Genomic DNA, 15,812 nt, shown 5'->3' with positions numbered 1-15,812 from the left:
GGGTGCAGTCCGCTGGCGGTCTGACGGGGAGAATTGGAGCGATGCGCAGAATCTTCATGGTCGCGGCGGCCCTGGCGGCCCTGCCGGTTTCGGGCGGCGTTTCGCGGGCTCCCGCAGGCGAAGCCGACGCGGCGGTCACGATCGATCATGGCGGACTGAAACGCAGCTACCTGATGCATGTCCCGGTCAAGGCTCCGCCCCAAGGCGGCTATCCGGTGGTGGTCATTCTTCATGGGGGCGGGGGACAGGCCGATAGCATGGTCAAGCTCGCACGGCTTGATCCGCTGGCGGATGCACGGGGCTTTATAGCGGTCTATCCGAACGGCATCGGCAAACATTGGAACGACGGCCGCGCAACGGTCAAAAGCAAGGTCGACGACGTCGGCTTTATCGGGGCGGTCCTCGATGATGTGGGCCGCCGCCACCCCGTTGACCGCGGCCGCATTTTCGTGACGGGTATGTCGAACGGAGCCATGATGGCACACAGGCTGGGCTGCGACATGTCCGACAGGATTGCGGCTGTGGCTGCTGTCGCCGGGATGCTCGCCGCCGACTATGCGGCGGTGTGCGACCCCCGGCACGCCGTGGCCTTGCTGCAGATCAGCGGCGACGCCGATCCGATCGTGCCCTATGGCGGCGGGAAGGTTGAAGACTTCGGCGGGAGGGGGCAGGGCGGTATCGTTCTGTCCGCTAACGACAGCGCGAAATTCTGGGCGGAGAAAAATCGATGTGGCACGATGACGGTGCGAAACAATGCTGCGGCCACGAAGCGCGCCGAATCCACGTCGACCGTCGCAACGGACTATCGTGCCTGTCCGCTCAGCGCCCCCGTAAGGCTGGTTTCGGTCGTGGGCGGGGGCCACAGCTGGCCCGGGGGGCCGCAATATGCCCCGGTCTTCCTCATCGGCAAGACGAACCGGGACATGGACGCAAGCCGTACGATAGTGGAGTTTTTCCTGGCGCTCCCGAGGAGATGAACGAGCTGCAATTCGTCCCGGAATTCGGGCACGTACCGCTGCCTTCTCCGGGCGAGCTGCGGTCTGACACTTTGGGATCCTGCGGTATGCAATCGGTTCACCGGATCGTCAGCACGAGCGTGCATCGCCCCGTGGCTACCGGGCCTGGGGAATATCCGCAGAAGGGTGACGCATGACGTCGCGGCCCGAGATGCTCAACCGGGTTACGCCATGGAGCGGCGCCCTCGGCCTCGAATTTCTGACGATATCGTCCGATTGCGCGGTCATGAGGCTGCCCTGGCGCGACGACCTCGCTGCTTTTGAGGACGCCATGCTGCTTGCCAGCGGCGCGATCGCGACACTGATCGACCAGGCATGCGGGATGGCCGTGATGGCTCGCTTCGATCGACAGGTGGTAATCTCGACGCTCAACCTCAAAATCGACCATGTGCGGCCAGCCGCTACGGCATCGTCCGTGACGGTCGAGGCGCGCTGCTACCACATGACCCGCAACATCGCCTTCGTGCGTGCGGACGTGTGGGATACGGACCCCGGCGCGCTCGTCGCCGCCGCTCAGGGAAGTTTCGCATTCAGGAGGCACCCCTCGTCGTGAACAAGCCGTTCCCAACAGGTGACATCCTCGCCCATTCTCCGTTCGCCGCCTTCCTCGGGGTCGAGATGGACGAAAGCGATGGCGCGCATCTTTATCGGCTTGTCGAACGCGAGAGGCTGGTGGGCAACGTGCAGCTCCCGGCGCTGCATGGCGGGGCGATAGCGGCCTTCCTCGAACTCTGCTGCGCCGCCGAACTGGCGCGGGTTGCGGGGCTTCACACCCCGCCGCGCCCGATCAGCATCAACCTGCAATATATCGCCAGCGCTGGCCCGGTCCCGACCTTTTCAAAACCCCAGGTGAGGCGCATCGGCCGCCGCGTTGCCGTCGTTCACGGCGAGGCATGGCAGCTCGGGCCGGACAAGCCGATTTGCGCTGCGCAGTGCGAGTTCAGAATCTGAGGGCAGGCATGTCTCGCGACATCGGTGCCATGTCTCCGAATGCCGATCCCGGCCGGTTCTTTGCCAATTATTGACAATGGCCGCGGTCTTTCTCACAAACGGCAGGCGCGGTCAGAATGTAGGCAAAGCCGAGCAGGTGGGAGCAGGTTCATGGCAAGATACAGGATTATACTCGCGGCATTGGCGTTGGCAGCCCCCGGCCACGCGATCGCCGCGACCGGGGCCGGCTGCGCGGCGGCGACCGCCTATTCGGACAGCCGCCGGGGCCTGTCCGTCCTGGTCCTGCAGAATGGAGCAATCGTCTGTGACACCCATAAGGGCGCCGCGGAGGAAGCCTATGAACTCTGGTCCGGGACGAAGAGCTTTGTCGGGATTATCGCCGCAGCGGCGGTGCAGGACGGTCTTCTGACCCTCGACGAGCCGGTCGCCGCAACGATCAGGGAATGGTCCGGGACCCCCCTGAAGAAGGACGTCACCCTGAGGCATCTCCTTTCGATGACGGGTGGACAGGTCAGCGCGATCGGCAAGCCGCCAACATATGCGGAAGCAGCCGCGCAGGATCTGGTCGCCGCGCCCGGAACCGAATTTCATTATGGGCCGGCCCCGATGCAGTTGTTCGGAGAGATCCTCCGGCGCAAGCTTGTCGCCGCCGGCCGGCCGGGCGACATCGAAACCTATGTCGGCGACCGGATATTGAAGCCGCTGGGAATGTCGGTGGCGCAGTGGCGACGAGGTGCCGACGGGAATCCGCTGCTGCCGCAAGGGATGGTCCTGACGGCGCGCGAGTGGGCAAAATTTGGAGAGTTCATCCGCGCCGGCGGCACGAAGGACGGGAAATCGCTCGTCGATCCCGTGGCATTCGCGGAGCTGTTCAAAGGCAGCAAGGCCAATCCCGGTTATGGCCTCACCTGGTGGCTCCCCCATATTGCGCCAGGTGCCGATCCCGTCACGGCGTCGACCGACATCGGCCGCCGCGCCGCCGAACTGCCTCGCGACCTGGTGCTCGCGGCGGGGGCCGGAGACCAGCGGCTATACGTCATCCCTTCGCGCGGACTTGTCATCGTGCGCCAGGCGCGGCTCGACCTCGCCGCGCTCGGCCCCGGCGCGGACCCCGCGACCAAATGGTCCGATGCCGACTTCCTCAGGCTCTTGCTGGACTGAAGCGTCGGTTCCGGGCCACGCCGGCGGGGCAGCAAGGCGTCGAATCGCTGCGACGACAGATGACCGGGCGGCCGCGCATAATCGCCTCAGAAAGGGGCGGCGCCCTTGATCGTCACGCGATTTCCATAACGCCTTTCAGGCCAATAGTCCCAAATCGCCTGGTGCTGGGCACAGCGATTGTCCCAAAAGGCGAGAGTGCCGGGCGTCCAGCGGAACCGGCACTGGAATAGCGGATGGGCTAGGTGACCGAAGAGATATCGCAGCAGCGCGTCGCTCTCGTCCGGAGACAGGCCGACGATGGCGGTCGTAAACCCCGAATTGACGAAGAGCGCCTTGCGCCGCGTCACCGGATGGGTGCGGACAACCGGATGGACCGATCGCGGATAGACCGGCCGATCGGAGACACCCAAGTTCGCGTAGAGGCCGCGATAGACATGCTCCCCGTCGTGAACGGCCTGCAGGCCTTCGAGGCGGCGCTTCATGCCTTCCGACAGCAATTCGTAAGCCGCGTACATGTTCGCGAACAGCGTGTCGCCTCCGACTTCGGGACAGGTGTGGATGTATAACATCGATCCGAGCGGAGGCTCCGCATCGCACGACACGTCCGAGTGCCAGCCTTCACCATTTGCGCGGGGGCTATTCTCGTCGGTCGCGATCACCATCAACTCGGGATGTCCGGCTTCACTGGGCGCGGCAGGGTGGACGTGGAGCTCCCCGAATTTGCGGCCGAACGCGAGATGAGCCTCGGGCGTCAGCATCTGGTCGCGAAAGAAGATCACGAGATTCTCCGCGAACGCGCGTTCGATCTCGGCGAAGACGGCGTCCGGCATCGGCGCAGCGAGGTCGACACCGCCAATCTCCGCACCAATGGCTGGCGTCAGTCTCTTGACCGCGATCTCGCGATAGGGATCGCTGGCAGGGGCGAAGGTCCGTAGATGGGCGCGGCTGGCGGGCATAGCGTCGGCTCCGAGATATTACTCCGCTCTTTCGGCACCGCCTCGGACCGGATCGATCCGCGCGCAATATCAGCTATGTCGATTATTGACAATATAGCCTCGTTGGCGCGACCCGCGACGTCCCACGCTTCGGCGTCAGGGCCGCCCGATTGCGATCCGCAGCCTGGCGGCGAAGCCCCGGGCAGCCACCATGTCGGAGAACATGCGACCCCATTCATGAAGCGCGATCAGCAAGGGGTTGTTCGAGTTCACCGGCTTGACGAGACCGTAGGTGAGCCCTCCGCCGACGGGTTCCGCGCGAAACGTGCCGAACAGGCGATCGAAGATGATCGTAACGCCGCCGAAATTGCAGTCGAGATAGGCGGCGTCGCTGCTGTGATGGGCTCGATGGTGCGAGGGCGTGTTCAACACCCATTCGAGCGGTCCAAGCCTGCCTATCGCCTCGGTATGGAGCGGGAACTGATAGATCAGGTTCAACCCCAGGAGCACGCCGATCACGACAGCTGGGAATCCGGCAAGCGCGAGCGCCGCGAAGAACAGCCAGCCGAGCGAAAAAAACTCTGTCCACCCGAGGCGGATCGCCGAAGGCAGGATCAGTTCGCGCGTGCTGTGGTGCACGGCATGGGTCGCCCACATCCAGCGTATCTGGTGGCTCGCGCGGTGAAACCAATAGTAGGTGAACTCGACTGCGAAAAATCCTGCCGCCCATGTCCGCCAGTCATCGACGGGGAGGCGGAACGGGGCCCAGCCGTGCGCGGCCTGCAGGATTGCAAGAGTCGCAATACCGGTAACCGGGCGGATGGCTGCCTGCCCGATCGCTACGCCGAAGCTCGCGAGCGCCGCGCGGAAATCATAACCTCTGCCAGCGCGCCGCCAGGCAAATTCGGCGACGATGAGAAGCAGCATGGCGACCATCACGACCGGATATTGCATCGCAAGCCGCATCGCTATTTCGCCTTGAATTTCTGGGCGGCGACCTTCATCTCGGCTTCTGTGACCAGCTGGTCGTGGTTGGCGTCGGCGAGATCGAATCCCGGCATCGGTCCGTCCACGAACTCGGTCCGGGAAATGCGGCCGTCGCCGTTTCGATCGAACTGCCGTCGCAAATCGGCGATCCGCTCGCCATCCCAGCGCGACTGGAGGAACGACGGCAAATCGTCCTTGCTGAAGAAGCCGTCGCCGTCACGGTCGAGGCTGGACCATTGCGCCGCTCGCTGTTGCCTATATTCGCTTCGGCTGACCGAGCCGTCGCCATTCTTGTCGGCGGCGCGCAGTTGCTCTTCGACGCGATCGAAATTCCCCGGGGCGCCGGGGAAGGACTGCGCACTCCCGGCGCTCGCGAAGAGCGAGAGCGTCAGCGCAAGGCCGAGCGCGGCGCTGCGCAGGGCGTGGATGGACCTGGCATTCATCTTCATGACCGAATCTCCTGCAAGGGAGGAACAGGCGGCCGGAAAAGCGAGGGGCGGCTCGCGGTGGCCGCCCCTCGCATACCGGGGGGAGGGGGTGTGGCGGCCCCGGTTAGCGGCAGGGTATGACGGTGCCGGCCGCATCGGTGCAGCTTGAGCTGTGCACCGGCTTGCCTGTTGCAGGATCGATCGCCGTCGACCCGGAATAGCTGTTACCCGTGTTCGCGTTGGTGGCCGACGTCGTACGCCCGCCCGACCAGTTTCCGTTCGCGTCTCGCTGGAAGCCGCCGGCGCTGCTTGCGCTGCCGTTCGGACCGCTGGCATAGGCCTCGCCGCTCCGGCTGGCCGATCCGTCGGGCGAGACCGTCGTGGTCGAAGCGCGCTTGGCCTGGCTTCCATTGGCTCCCTGGTAGGCGCCGCCGGAGCGGGTCGTCACCGAGCCGTCATCGTTCTGGACCGTTCCGCGACCGCGGACCATCGTGCCATTGGGACCGCTCTTGGCAGAAACCGAGCCGTTTGCGCCGCGCGCCTTGATCGAGCCCTGGCGGGCGTCGGCGGTGCCCGCCGCGGCGAGGGCCAGTGTCGCTGCGAGGGCGGCGAACATTTTCGGGGTGTTGGTCATGCCGATACTCCTGTCTGTTGTATCAATGGGAACGCCCCTTCATCGCGCAAAACTATATCGTGATGATGTCGCCGATGAGCGAAGTTGCAACAGGGTGCGACGGGTCCGCGCGCCTGTCATGACTTGTCACATCTTCTGCACTGGCCCGGGCGCGGGCTTGCTGGCACTGTGCGCGGATGGACGGCAAGGCGCCCCGCATTTTGGTGGTCGACGATGACCCGGAACTGAGAGCCCTGCTACAGCGCTTTCTCCGCGAACATGGCTTCGAGGTTCGCGTGGCGGATAGCGGGCGCGCCATGGAGGCGGGGTTGCAGCGTGAGCCCGCGGACCTCCTCGTGCTCGACCTGATGATGCCGGGAGAGGATGGCCTCGCAATATTGCGCCGTCTTCGTGAAGGCGGCGACGGCATCCCGGTCATCATGCTGACCGCGCGGGGCGATCCCGTCGATCGGGTCATCGGCCTCGAGATGGGGGCGGATGATTATCTCGGTAAGCCCTTCCTGCCACGTGAGCTGGTCGCCCGTATCAACGCCCTGCTTCGCCGACTGTCCCCAGCGCGCACCCAGTCGCGCGACGAGACGGTGATCGTCGGCCCCTTCACGATAAACTACTCGGCGATGACGGTGCTGCGCGACGGTAACCCCGTCGCGCTCTCATCGCGGGAATTCGCTCTGATGGGGGCTCTCGCGCGAAGCGCCGGGCGTCCGCTCACCCGTGCCCAGCTCATCGATCGCGCGCTTGGTCGCGATGCAGAAATCACCGACCGCGCGATCGATGTCCAGATCGGCCGTCTGCGCAAGGCCATCGGCGATGACACAGATACGCCGCGCTTCGTGCGCACCATATGGGGAGTAGGATATATGCTGACCTGCAGCCCGGATGGTTGAGCGCTTCGCGAAGCGAAAGGTCGCGATGCTGGTCGGCATCGTGCTGGCGGGACAGCTGCTTGCCGGGCTGCTTGTGCAATTGCTAGTCATCGGACCGCAGACTGCCCGTGTCGCGGACGTGACGGCCGACATGATCGAAGCGCTGTCTAACGCCATGGCCGACATGCCGCGGTCGCGCCGCGCCGCGGTGCTCGCCGACCTGAATCGCGGCGACAATCTGCTCGTTCGGCCACTCGCGAATCCGCCTGCGGACGGGCGACGCTTCCCGTCGATCATTGAAGTCCATTTCATGCGTGCCCTCGCGGGACGCCTGGACAGACAGGAGAGTCTCGACTGGATCACCGATCCCGGCGACCGATTATGGGTGCGCCTGACGCTGGGGCGAGAGGAATATTGGGTCAGTATGACGCCGCCGCGCAAGCGGAGCGCCATGTTCAGCCTCCTGACCGCGCTCGGTGTCGCCTTCGTCGTCGCTTCGCTCGCGGGACTGTTGATTCAGCGCCGTCTCGACCGACCATTGCGGCGCCTGACTGCAGCGGTCGACGCCTATAGCCCCGATCATCCGCCCGAGCCGATAGATGCCGGAGGCCCGCCTGAAATTTCCACCGTTGCTGCTGCCTTCAACCGACTGACACAGCGACTTGCCGATCACGAGGCCGATCGCGCACTCATGCTCGGCGGTGTCAGTCACGATTTGCGAACGCCGCTCACACGATTGCGCCTCTCGCTCGAAATGATGCGAGGCGACCCCGAATTGCAGCTGAGCGCGGTTCGGCAGGTCGACAGGATCGAGGCCATGCTTGGCCAATTTCTCGACTTTGCGGGCAGCTTCGACACAGAGGAGATCCAGATAGTCGAGATCTCTCCGCTCCTGGCGCAAGTCGTTGCCGACAGCGGTTCGGCTGGTGCTATCGACCTCGAGGTGGAGGCAGGCCTCGAAGTTCGAACCAGGCCGCACGCCCTCTCGCGTGCAGTCGCCAATCTTGTTGCCAATGCCGTCCGCCATGGTGCCGCGCCGGTTCGTGTCGAGGCCCGGCGAAATGGGAATGGCGTCGCGATAGCGGTCACCGACCGGGGCAGCGGGATGTCTTCCGGCCAATGCGACGCGATGGTTCGGCCCTTTGCACGAGGCGACGTGGCGCGCGGCGGCGAAGGCACCGGATTGGGCCTGGCCATTACAAAGCGCGCGGTCGCAGCGCTTGCAGGGCAGCTCAGCTTCCGCTTTGTGCCGGACGGGTTTCAGGCCAGCGTCCTGCTGACCGATTTAAAGGTGCAAGCCTGCCCGAACTTGGGGTGAGCGCCTGGCAACGCGCTGCCTTTGTCGTTGCCCGCGAACGCGCGCTCGGCGCACATGCGCTCCCGGCAGCCCTGGCCCTGGTCATGGAGAGGGCGACGGCCACCATGACCGGATAGCGATGACGCCGTCCGCGCCGGGATTGGCATGATGGCCGCGGCAGGGGCGCGGTGCGTCTTCGGCGAACCGTCAGCGATTCCGACGCCGGGATCCTGGGGCCGAGATCGGTTTCCTAGCTGGAGGTGAAATTTTCGGCAGCGCGAGCTTGGACGCTGTTCACCGCGCTGCCGCGCGGTGCTTCCGGGAATCGGTCGAAAGCCATCCTGCCGGTCCCTTGCCTGATCCGGCCCGAACGCCGGACCTGCCGGTGTCTCTTCGAGAGCCAGAGGGAATTCCGGTCCTTGCGGCGGAATCGAGAGTCGGGAGAGTGGCTTCCGGCGTCCCGCCCCGGAGATGGCTCATGGCCAAGACGCAACCGAAAATCACCCTCAACCAGTCTCGCGACATTCCCTTCGACAGGTTGTTTCTGTCCCAATCCAACGTGCGGAAAATCCTCGCCGGGGAAACTATTGCTGAACTCGCAGCCGATATCGAGAGGCGAGGCCTGCTGACCAGCCTCAATGTCCGGCCGGTCTTGAATGACGACGGCCAGGAAACCGGGGATTATGAGGTTCCGGCCGGAGGCCGGCGATATCGCGCTCTTGAGCTGCTGGTGAAGCAGAAGCGGCTCGCCAGGGATGCTCCCGTTCCGTGCATCGTCAAGCCGGCCGATTGCGGCATCCTTGCCGAAGACGACAGCCTCGCCGAAAATGCCCGGCGCGAATCCCTTCATCCGCTCGACCAGTTCCGCGCCATGCAGGCGATGGCCGAGAAGGGCGACGATGTCGAAAAAATCGCCGCGCATCACTTCGTTACGCCGGCGGTCGTCCGCCAACGCCTGAAGCTCGCGGGCGTGTCGCCTGCGCTGCTCAAGGTCTATGCCGAGGACGGCCTCTCGCTCGAACAGATCATGGCCTTCACGATCTCGGACGATTTCGAGCGCCAGGAAGCCGTGTTCGAGCTGCTGAAGACCAGCTTAAGTTCGGCGCCTGCCTTCATTCGCGAGAAGCTGACCGAAAATAGCGTGCGTGTCGTCGACAAACGCGTCCGCTTCGTCGGGCTCGAGGCCTATGTCGATGCGGGCGGCAGCGTCGTGCGCGACCTCTTCGAGGCCGACGCCGGCGGCTGGCTGACCGATCCCCCGCTGCTCGACAAGCTTGTCGGCGCGAAACTCGAATCCGAAGCCGAACGCATCGGCGGCGAGGGCTGGAAATGGGTCGATGCCGGCCTTGATGCGCCATGGAACGCGAGCCGCGGAATGCGCGCGATCTACGGCGAAGAAGTGCCGATGACCGACGAGGAGCAGAAGACGCTCTCCGATCTCGAGACCGAAGGCGAGGCGCTCAGCAACGAATGGTGCGACGCCGATTATGTCCCCGAAGAGGTCCATGCGCGCCTCGAGGAGATCGACGCTGCGATAAGCGCGATCACCGAGCGGCCGCAGATCTTCGATCCCGCCGAGATCGCGATTGCCGGCGCATTCCTGTCGATCGAGGCCAATGGATCGCTCCGGATCGAGCGTGGCTTCGTGAAAGCAGAGGACGAACCGGTCGATCCCGAAGTCGAAGGCGGTGAGGGCGAAGCGGGCGCCAGTGCCGGCGGCCAGCATGCCGACTCGGCTTCCACCGATGCTGCGGCGCCCGCAGTGACCGGCGAGGCGGCCGGCGAGGAGGAGATCGAGACGCTCAAGCCTCTGTCCGAGCGGCTCGTCTCCGACCTGACGGCGTGGCGAACGCTCGCGCTGCAGGATGCTTTCGCCAAGGATCCGGCGACGGCCTTCGTCTCGGTGCTCCACGCCTTCGTCCTGTCCTGCTTCTTCGGGTACAGCAGCGAGGGCTGCGTGCAGGTCCGCGTGAACCCGGTCAGCTTCTCGAACGAGCCTCCGGGCCTTCGCGACAGCGCGCCCGGGCAGGCGATCGCCGAGCGGCGGGAGGAATGGCGCACCCGGATGCCGAAGAGCGACAAGGACATCTGGGACTGGGTGCTCGCGCTCGGCAGCGATGACCAATGGGCCTTGTTCGCGCATTGCGTGTCGGTCGGCGTCAACGCCCAGCGCGAGGCGGTCAAATATGACAACGGCCGCATCTCTCCCCACGGCGTCGAGCGGCGTGTCGCGCACAGCCATGTCATCGCGCGCGCGGTCGGCCTCGATGTCATTGCCGCCGGCTGGAAGGCGAAAGCGGACGCCTATCTCGCGGCCGTGCCCAAGCCGCGCATCCTCGCCGACGTCACCGAGGCGCGGGGCGAGAATTTCGCGCAGATGATCGACCATCTGAAGAAGGCCGACATGGCCCGCGAGGCCGAACGACTGCTCGAGGATACCGACTGGCTCCCCGAACCGCTGCGCACGCCCGAGCTCGAACCGGTGGCCTCACCCGCAGTCGCGAACGACGATGGTGCCGGCGAACTGCCGCCCGGCCTCGCCGAAAGCTTTGACGAGAACATCGAGGGCGATGCCACGGACGACGACGATGCGGATGCGGTCGCGGCCGAATGATCCGGCTGCGGCGCTGAGCCGCAATCCATCCTGACTACGAAAGCCCGGACATCGCGCCGGGCTTTCGCCTTTTCGGAGAAATGAAATGACCAATTCAATCCATGCCGCCGAGGCCGGTGGCGCTACCGCTATCGCAGGAGGTCATCATGGCTGACTGCGTCTCCATCTCGATCACGATCGGCGGGCGCGTTGGCGCCGAGGCTTTTGGCGCGCTCGTCGAGATCATCAACAGCGAACGCCTCTCGATCGAATGGGAAGGTCCCACCTTCCACGCCGGTCATCGTATCGTCGGCGAACCGCTGTCGCTCTACGCCCACAATGTGCCGTGGGGCAGGGCGGAGTCGCTTGAAGCCTTATGTGTCGAGCAAGGCCTGCCGTTCGTTCGCTGGTCGGGCGGCTATCCCGGCGAGTGGAGCGCGGAACGCGTCATCTTCCGCGGCTCGGGGGAAGCCGACTCCTACATGTGCGACGAGAATGATCGCATCATGATCGACCAGCATGTCGTGAAGGAACGCGGTTCGATCGAGGCCATCCTTACCTACTTCGAGGAAGCGGACTTCGAAATCCCGCCGCTGGTCGTCGACGGTGATCCGGAGCCGGCGCTCCCGCACAAAGGTGAGGAGGACGCTGATCATGCCTGACTATTATTCCCAGATGGTCGTGCGCCCCGACATTCCGAAGACGGCGATGAGCGAGCTGGAATTCAGGGTGCTGTCTTCGGTGTTTCGACATGAGATCATCGGCGAGGATGTCTATTTCTATGCGCCGTTCGGGCCGAACGACAGCGTCGCGATGGATGTCCCCGAGGTGATCACGATGCTCGCCGCCGACGATGGCATAGCAAGCTCGCTCGCGGAGTGTCTCCGCGACGAGCTTGCAGGGCTCGATCCCGACACGAACGAGCTCGACTTCGACCTGTCGGTCATCGGTTTCGAAGGCATCTTCCAGGACGTCGTGAAACGTTCGGCTCTCGATTACATCGAGGTGGAATCTGCCTGGTCCTGTTCGAAGATGCTGTCCGATGGCTTCGGCGGCTCGGCGACCCTGATCACGGCTGGCGACATCGAACATATGTCGACATCCGATTTCCTCGAACAGGCGATCGCCAAGCTCCCGATTGGAGCACCGCCCGGCTGAAACCGCGAACCGAATTTCCCTCTTCGAAGCCCGGCCATCGCGCCGGGCTTCTTCATTTTCAGGAGACCTATGATGACACCGCTTGAACTTTATCTGTCGGCGCCGCTCGGCAGCAAGATCCGCTTTTCCAATGGCCAGCCGCGCCCGCCCGAACGCTTCACCCGCAAGGTCAAGGCATGGGAGAATGACAATGGCACCGGGACGCTCATCGAATGCCAGCCCGGCTGCGATCGGCCTACCTATTCATCGCCGGCAACCTTCGGCCTCCACCTTGCAACCTATTCGAGCGGCGGGGTCCCGATCCTCGTCGTGCGCCGTATCTACTCGGTGGTCGGCAACCTCGACTTCGAGATTCTCGAACGGCCTGTCGCCGGTTCGGCACGCGTGCTAACCGGACTGGCGGACAATTGCGAACTGCGTCACCTCGCGGCCGATGACGAAGCGGCGCGGGCTTGGCTGGCCGAGCATCATTATCACGACGCGCGGATCGAGCTGGTGAGCGATCCCGACCCGGTCGATCGGCCGCTCATCCGGGAGGAAGCGGCATGACCGCAATCCAGGCCGAATATGGCACCACTTCCGATGGCCTGATGGCGGCGCGCATCGATTATCTCGGGTTGATCGCGCTGCCTGAGGGAGACGAGTATCGCATCTCGACCGCCGCTTCGTCGGCGCGGCCGATCACGTCATGGTCCGCGAAGGATGCCTTCGGGCGCGATGGCATCGTCGCGGACGAAGCGGGCTTTCGATCGCATGTCGAGGCCTGGCTGCTCCACTTCCGGCAACGCGCCGCTTTCGGCCGCGAGCGGATTTCCGGGAGCGTGCATACGCCCTGGGGGCCATCGCAGGTAGCCACACGCTACGCCGAGGGGATCATTTGCTACGACACGGCGAGCCACGGCGGCTTCCACCTCGATGAGATCCGCAACGCGCTGCTGCACCCGGCGCTGCGGTGGGACGACGGCTGGTATGAGGAGGATTGCGACTGGGCGCGCGTCGCCGCGGGCTATCCCGATCTCTTCACCGATCGGGAGCGCGAGGCGGCCGAGCGAACGCTTCGCGACTATGAACCGGATATCTGGGAGGCGCTCTACGGCCGCAGGCTCGAGCGTTCGGAGTCCCGGACGCGCGATCGCGAGGCCTTCCAGCGCGATCACGCAGGCGACTGGGTCGTGATCGCTGCGAGCCAGGCCGAAGCGCACCCCGGCAAGATAATCGCGACCGCCTCGCTTGGCGGCTTGCGCGGCGCGGTGGCGTCCCGCGATTTCCTCGTGCCCGACGAGGAATATGTCATCGGCCGGCATGGCTTCGTGATCGATCCGGAGCGCCATCGCTCCATGGGATGAGAGGAAGTGTCCCGGGGCCGGAAAGGGAGCCGCCGGGTCCGAGAGAGAGCGTCCGGCGGGCCATCATCCGTCCCGCTCTCCCGAGGAATCCGCTCATGCCAAATCCTTCCGTCTGCGCGGCGCCCGGCGCCGCGCCTTTTTCCGTCCCGTCCGAAGCTACCCGCCTGTTGGTGGCCGCCGAGGCCATTCTCCCGCTTCTCGAAGCGGGCAACCCCTTCGACACGGGGCAAGTTCGCGCCGCGATGACTGCGGCCTTCGGTGCGAGCGATGCCGAAGGCGGCTGGGACTGGAAAACCGCCTATGATGCCTGCGAGGCGGCGCAGGTCCTGCTGCTTCGCTCATATGGCCGGGCCTTGATGACCCGGGCAGGCTCGGCCCCGAGGCGCCTCATGCTGTGGGAGCAGATCGCGCGCCGCATCCCGACGCAGACTCGCCGCTCCGAAGCCGGACAAGCCTATCAGCAATTCTCTACCCCGCTGCCGCTCGCCTATGTCGCCGCTGTGGCGGCTTCGATCGGTCCAGCCGACCTCGTGCTCGAGCCGTCCGCCGGCACCGGCATGCTCGCGAGCCATGCCGAACTCGCCGGCGCGCGCCTGGCACTCAACGAGCTCGAGCCAAGGCGTGCAGCCATCCTCGGACATCTCTTCCCCTCGTCGCAGGTTTCGCGCCACGACGGGGCAGCGATCGACGATCGTCTCGACGGGGCCGTCGTTCCCGACGTCATCTTGATGAACCCGCCTTTCTCGGCGGTCGCGAATGTCGACCGCGCGATGAAGGACGCCGCCATCCGGCACATCCGCTCGGCGCTCGCGCGGCTGAGGCCGGGCGGCCGGCTCGTGGCAATCGTGGGCGCCAATTGCGCGCCCGAGGTGCCGGCGTGGCGGGAGGCCTTCACCGGCCTGCAGGCCGAGGCGCGCCTCATATTCTCCGCCGCCATCGCCGGCAAACTCTATGCGAAGCATGGGACGACCACACCGACGCGGCTGCTCGTGTTCGACAAGCTCGCGGCCGTTGACCCTTCTTCCTTTCCGGCAAGCCGGGGCGAGGCCGCCGATCTTGCAACCTTGCTCGGCTGGGTCATCGCCGACGTCCCGCCGCGATCCACGCCGACGCCTCCGCCGGGCGCGACCGCAGCGCATCCGGTCGCCGCGCCGGAACGGACGCGAGCCGTCGCCACCGAGCGGCAGGCCCGCGCGGGGGTGGCCGAAGTCGCCCCCGAACTCGACTATCATTGCCGCGACTGGTCGGCGGCCGACGGGGTGCTCGGAGACGGCATCTACGAGCCCTATGTCCTGCAATCGCTGAGCATTCCGCATGCGAGGCCGCATCCGACCGCGCTCGTGCAATCGGCGGCGATGGCCTCGGTCGCGCCGCCGAAGCCCGGCTATCGTCCGCATCTGCCCACGAGCCTCATTGCCGATGGCATCCTCTCGGACGCGCAGATCGAGTCGATCATCTATGCCGGCGAAGCGCACAGCGGCCACATCACCGGAAGCTGGACCGTCGACGAGACCTGGGACGTTGTCACCGCGGCGAGCGACGACAATGAGGAAGCCGTTCAGTTCCGGCGCGGCTGGTTCCTCGGTGACGGAACGGGCGCCGGCAAGGGGCGCCAGGTCGCGGGGATCATCCTCGACAATTGGCTTAAGGGTCGGCGCCGCGCCGTCTGGCTGTCGGTGTCGGACCGGCTGCTCGAAGACGCGCAGCGCGACTGGACGGCCTTGGGCCGAGAGCGCCTGCTCGTCACGCCGCTTTCGCGCTACCGGCAGGGAACGCCGATCAAGCTCGCCGAGGGCATTCTCTTCACGACCTATGCGACGCTGCGCAGCCAGGCGCGCGATACAAAGGCGAGCCGGATCGAGCAGATCGTCGGATGGCTCGGACGCGATTTCGACGGCGTGATCATCTTCGACGAAGCACATGCAATGGCGAATGCTGCAGGAGGGAAGGGCACGCGCGGCGAAGCGAAACCGTCGCAGCAGGGGCGGGCTGGGCTTCGACTGCAGCACGCTCTCCCCGACGCCCGCATCGTCTATGTCTCCGCAACCGGCGCAACGACGGCTCAGAACCTCGCCTATGCGCAGCGCCTCGGCCTATGGGGGGGCGGCGACTTTCCCTTTGCGACACGCGGCGAGTTCGTGGCGGCGATCGAGGAGGGCGGCGTCGCCGCGATGGAAGTGCTCGCGCGCGATCTCAAGGCGCTCGGTCTCTACGCGGCGCGCTCACTGTCGTTCGACGGGGTCGAATATGAGCTGCTCGAGCATGCGCTGACCGACGAGGAGCGCCGCATCTATGACAGCTATGCCGGTGCCTTCGCGATCTTATGCGCAGCTCGCCATAAGATGCTTTATCGCGAGGAAGCGGTAATGCGGAGGAACGCGGCGTAGTCCTGCAAAGCTGCGGAACATTTCGCCACGTCCTTCACATTATTCTATAGGGT

Annotated in this window: 17 protein-coding genes; 12 read left to right on the top strand and 5 right to left on the bottom strand. The window is 65.3% G+C overall.

What is annotated here, in order from left to right; all coding sequences use genetic code 11:
* Nucleotides 1-41 precede the first annotated feature (41 nt).
* The 4 genes from ATE62_RS07640 to ATE62_RS07625 all read left to right on the top strand — a co-directional run bounded on the left by ATE62_RS07640 (nt 42) and on the right by ATE62_RS07625 (nt 3,128).
* Entirely contained in the window at nt 42-977 is a 936-nt protein-coding gene (locus tag ATE62_RS07640) for an extracellular catalytic domain type 1 short-chain-length polyhydroxyalkanoate depolymerase (RefSeq protein ID WP_058807259.1), read from the top strand.
* Nucleotides 978-1,149: 172 nt separating this feature from the next.
* Entirely contained in the window at nt 1,150-1,569 is a 420-nt protein-coding gene (locus ATE62_RS07635; protein ID WP_058807260.1) for a PaaI family thioesterase, read from the top strand.
* On the top strand, nt 1,566-1,967 hold the full coding sequence (locus ATE62_RS07630) for a PaaI family thioesterase (RefSeq protein ID WP_058818481.1): 402 nt from the start codon (nt 1,566-1,568) through the stop codon (nt 1,965-1,967). The genes ATE62_RS07635 and ATE62_RS07630 overlap by 4 nt, the downstream gene beginning before the upstream one ends.
* Before the next feature lie 150 nt (nt 1,968-2,117).
* On the top strand, nt 2,118-3,128 hold the full coding sequence (locus ATE62_RS07625) for a serine hydrolase domain-containing protein (RefSeq protein WP_197411623.1): 1,011 nt from the start codon (nt 2,118-2,120) through the stop codon (nt 3,126-3,128).
* An 86-nt stretch (nt 3,129-3,214) separates the two neighbouring features.
* Here the strand turns inward: ATE62_RS07625 and ATE62_RS07620 are convergent, their stop codons facing one another.
* The 4 genes from ATE62_RS07620 to ATE62_RS07605 form a co-directional block, all read right to left on the bottom strand.
* Entirely contained in the window at nt 3,215-4,084 is an 870-nt protein-coding gene (locus ATE62_RS07620) for a TauD/TfdA dioxygenase family protein (protein ID WP_058807263.1), read from the bottom strand.
* A gap of 135 nt (nt 4,085-4,219) precedes the next feature.
* Nucleotides 4,220-5,029, bottom strand: a complete 810-nt coding sequence (locus ATE62_RS07615; RefSeq protein ID WP_058807264.1) for a sterol desaturase family protein — start codon at nt 5,027-5,029, stop codon at nt 4,220-4,222.
* A gap of 2 nt (nt 5,030-5,031) precedes the next feature.
* Nucleotides 5,032-5,499 (bottom strand): EF-hand domain-containing protein, encoded by a 468-nt coding sequence (locus ATE62_RS07610; protein ID WP_058807265.1) that lies wholly within the window; start codon nt 5,497-5,499, stop codon nt 5,032-5,034.
* Nucleotides 5,500-5,602: 103 nt separating this feature from the next.
* Entirely contained in the window at nt 5,603-6,112 is a 510-nt protein-coding gene (locus ATE62_RS07605; RefSeq protein WP_058807266.1) for a hypothetical protein, read from the bottom strand.
* 176 nt (nt 6,113-6,288) lie between these two features.
* Here ATE62_RS07605 and ATE62_RS07600 point away from each other — a divergent pair, with 176 nt between their 5' ends.
* Nucleotides 6,289-6,999 (top strand): response regulator, encoded by a 711-nt coding sequence (locus tag ATE62_RS07600; protein WP_058807267.1) that lies wholly within the window; start codon nt 6,289-6,291, stop codon nt 6,997-6,999.
* The gene (locus ATE62_RS07595; RefSeq protein ID WP_058807268.1) at nt 6,992-8,296 is read left to right on the top strand and encodes an ATP-binding protein; all 1,305 of its coding nucleotides are present in this window, start codon (nt 6,992-6,994) and stop codon (nt 8,294-8,296) included. Before ATE62_RS07600 ends, ATE62_RS07595 begins: the two co-directional genes overlap by 8 nt.
* A gap of 229 nt (nt 8,297-8,525) precedes the next feature.
* On the opposite strand, the gene ATE62_RS24100 is transcribed toward ATE62_RS07595, so the two are convergent.
* On the bottom strand, nt 8,526-9,197 hold the full coding sequence (locus tag ATE62_RS24100) for a hypothetical protein (RefSeq protein ID WP_443028859.1): 672 nt from the start codon (nt 9,195-9,197) through the stop codon (nt 8,526-8,528).
* On the opposite strand from ATE62_RS24100, the gene ATE62_RS07590 reads away from it, so the two are divergent.
* From ATE62_RS07590 to ATE62_RS07565, 6 genes are all read left to right on the top strand, one after another.
* Nucleotides 9,156-10,889: a chromosome partitioning protein ParB gene (locus tag ATE62_RS07590; RefSeq protein ID WP_443028858.1), complete on the top strand. Its 1,734-nt coding sequence runs from the start codon at nt 9,156-9,158 to the stop codon at nt 10,887-10,889. The genes ATE62_RS24100 and ATE62_RS07590 overlap by 42 nt on opposite strands.
* A 116-nt stretch (nt 10,890-11,005) precedes the next feature.
* Nucleotides 11,006-11,530: a hypothetical protein gene (locus ATE62_RS07585; protein ID WP_231736184.1), complete on the top strand. Its 525-nt coding sequence runs from the start codon at nt 11,006-11,008 to the stop codon at nt 11,528-11,530.
* Nucleotides 11,523-12,026 (top strand): hypothetical protein, encoded by a 504-nt coding sequence (locus tag ATE62_RS07580; RefSeq protein ID WP_058818479.1) that lies wholly within the window; start codon nt 11,523-11,525, stop codon nt 12,024-12,026. The genes ATE62_RS07585 and ATE62_RS07580 overlap by 8 nt, the downstream gene beginning before the upstream one ends.
* 69 nt (nt 12,027-12,095) lie before the next feature.
* Nucleotides 12,096-12,575, top strand: a complete 480-nt coding sequence (locus ATE62_RS07575) for a hypothetical protein (protein WP_231736182.1) — start codon at nt 12,096-12,098, stop codon at nt 12,573-12,575.
* 41 nt (nt 12,576-12,616) lie between these two features.
* The gene (locus ATE62_RS07570) at nt 12,617-13,372 is read left to right on the top strand and encodes a DUF7007 domain-containing protein (RefSeq protein ID WP_231736180.1); all 756 of its coding nucleotides are present in this window, start codon (nt 12,617-12,619) and stop codon (nt 13,370-13,372) included.
* 95 nt (nt 13,373-13,467) lie between these two features.
* Nucleotides 13,468-15,759, top strand: coding sequence for a strawberry notch-like NTP hydrolase domain-containing protein (locus ATE62_RS07565; RefSeq protein ID WP_082662661.1), 2,292 nt, complete (start codon nt 13,468-13,470; stop codon nt 15,757-15,759).
* Nucleotides 15,760-15,812 lie beyond the last annotated feature (53 nt).

Origin of the sequence: Sphingopyxis sp. HIX (assembly GCF_001468285.1) — a bacterium.
In the GTDB taxonomy this organism is placed as follows: Bacteria; Pseudomonadota; Alphaproteobacteria; order Sphingomonadales; family Sphingomonadaceae; genus Sphingopyxis.
This window is presented reverse-complemented; position numbering and strand designations above follow the sequence as displayed.

What these genes read in the sequence shown, in the direction of transcription:
- ATE62_RS07640 (WP_058807259.1), top strand. Translation starts at nt 42, where the DNA reads ATGCGCAGAATCTTCATGGTCGCGGCGGCCCTGGCGGCCCTGCCGGTT.
- ATE62_RS07635 (WP_058807260.1), top strand. Translation starts at nt 1,150, where the DNA reads ATGACGTCGCGGCCCGAGATGCTCAACCGGGTTACGCCATGGAGCGGC.
- ATE62_RS07625 (WP_197411623.1), top strand. Translation starts at nt 2,118, where the DNA reads ATGGCAAGATACAGGATTATACTCGCGGCATTGGCGTTGGCAGCCCCC.
- ATE62_RS07620 (WP_058807263.1), bottom strand. Translation starts at nt 4,084, where the DNA reads ATGCCCGCCAGCCGCGCCCATCTACGGACCTTCGCCCCTGCCAGCGAT.
- ATE62_RS07615 (WP_058807264.1), bottom strand. Translation starts at nt 5,029, where the DNA reads ATGCGGCTTGCGATGCAATATCCGGTCGTGATGGTCGCCATGCTGCTT.
- ATE62_RS07610 (WP_058807265.1), bottom strand. Translation starts at nt 5,499, where the DNA reads ATGAAGATGAATGCCAGGTCCATCCACGCCCTGCGCAGCGCCGCGCTC.
- ATE62_RS07605 (WP_058807266.1), bottom strand. Translation starts at nt 6,112, where the DNA reads ATGACCAACACCCCGAAAATGTTCGCCGCCCTCGCAGCGACACTGGCC.
- ATE62_RS07600 (WP_058807267.1), top strand. Translation starts at nt 6,289, where the DNA reads ATGGACGGCAAGGCGCCCCGCATTTTGGTGGTCGACGATGACCCGGAA.
- ATE62_RS07595 (WP_058807268.1), top strand. Translation starts at nt 6,992, where the DNA reads ATGGTTGAGCGCTTCGCGAAGCGAAAGGTCGCGATGCTGGTCGGCATC.
- ATE62_RS07590 (WP_443028858.1), top strand. Translation starts at nt 9,156, where the DNA reads ATGGCCGAGAAGGGCGACGATGTCGAAAAAATCGCCGCGCATCACTTC.
- ATE62_RS24100 (WP_443028859.1), bottom strand. Translation starts at nt 9,197, where the DNA reads ATGCGCGGCGATTTTTTCGACATCGTCGCCCTTCTCGGCCATCGCCTG.
- ATE62_RS07580 (WP_058818479.1), top strand. Translation starts at nt 11,523, where the DNA reads ATGCCTGACTATTATTCCCAGATGGTCGTGCGCCCCGACATTCCGAAG.
- ATE62_RS07575 (WP_231736182.1), top strand. Translation starts at nt 12,096, where the DNA reads ATGATGACACCGCTTGAACTTTATCTGTCGGCGCCGCTCGGCAGCAAG.
- ATE62_RS07570 (WP_231736180.1), top strand. Translation starts at nt 12,617, where the DNA reads ATGGCGGCGCGCATCGATTATCTCGGGTTGATCGCGCTGCCTGAGGGA.
- ATE62_RS07565 (WP_082662661.1), top strand. Translation starts at nt 13,468, where the DNA reads ATGCCAAATCCTTCCGTCTGCGCGGCGCCCGGCGCCGCGCCTTTTTCC.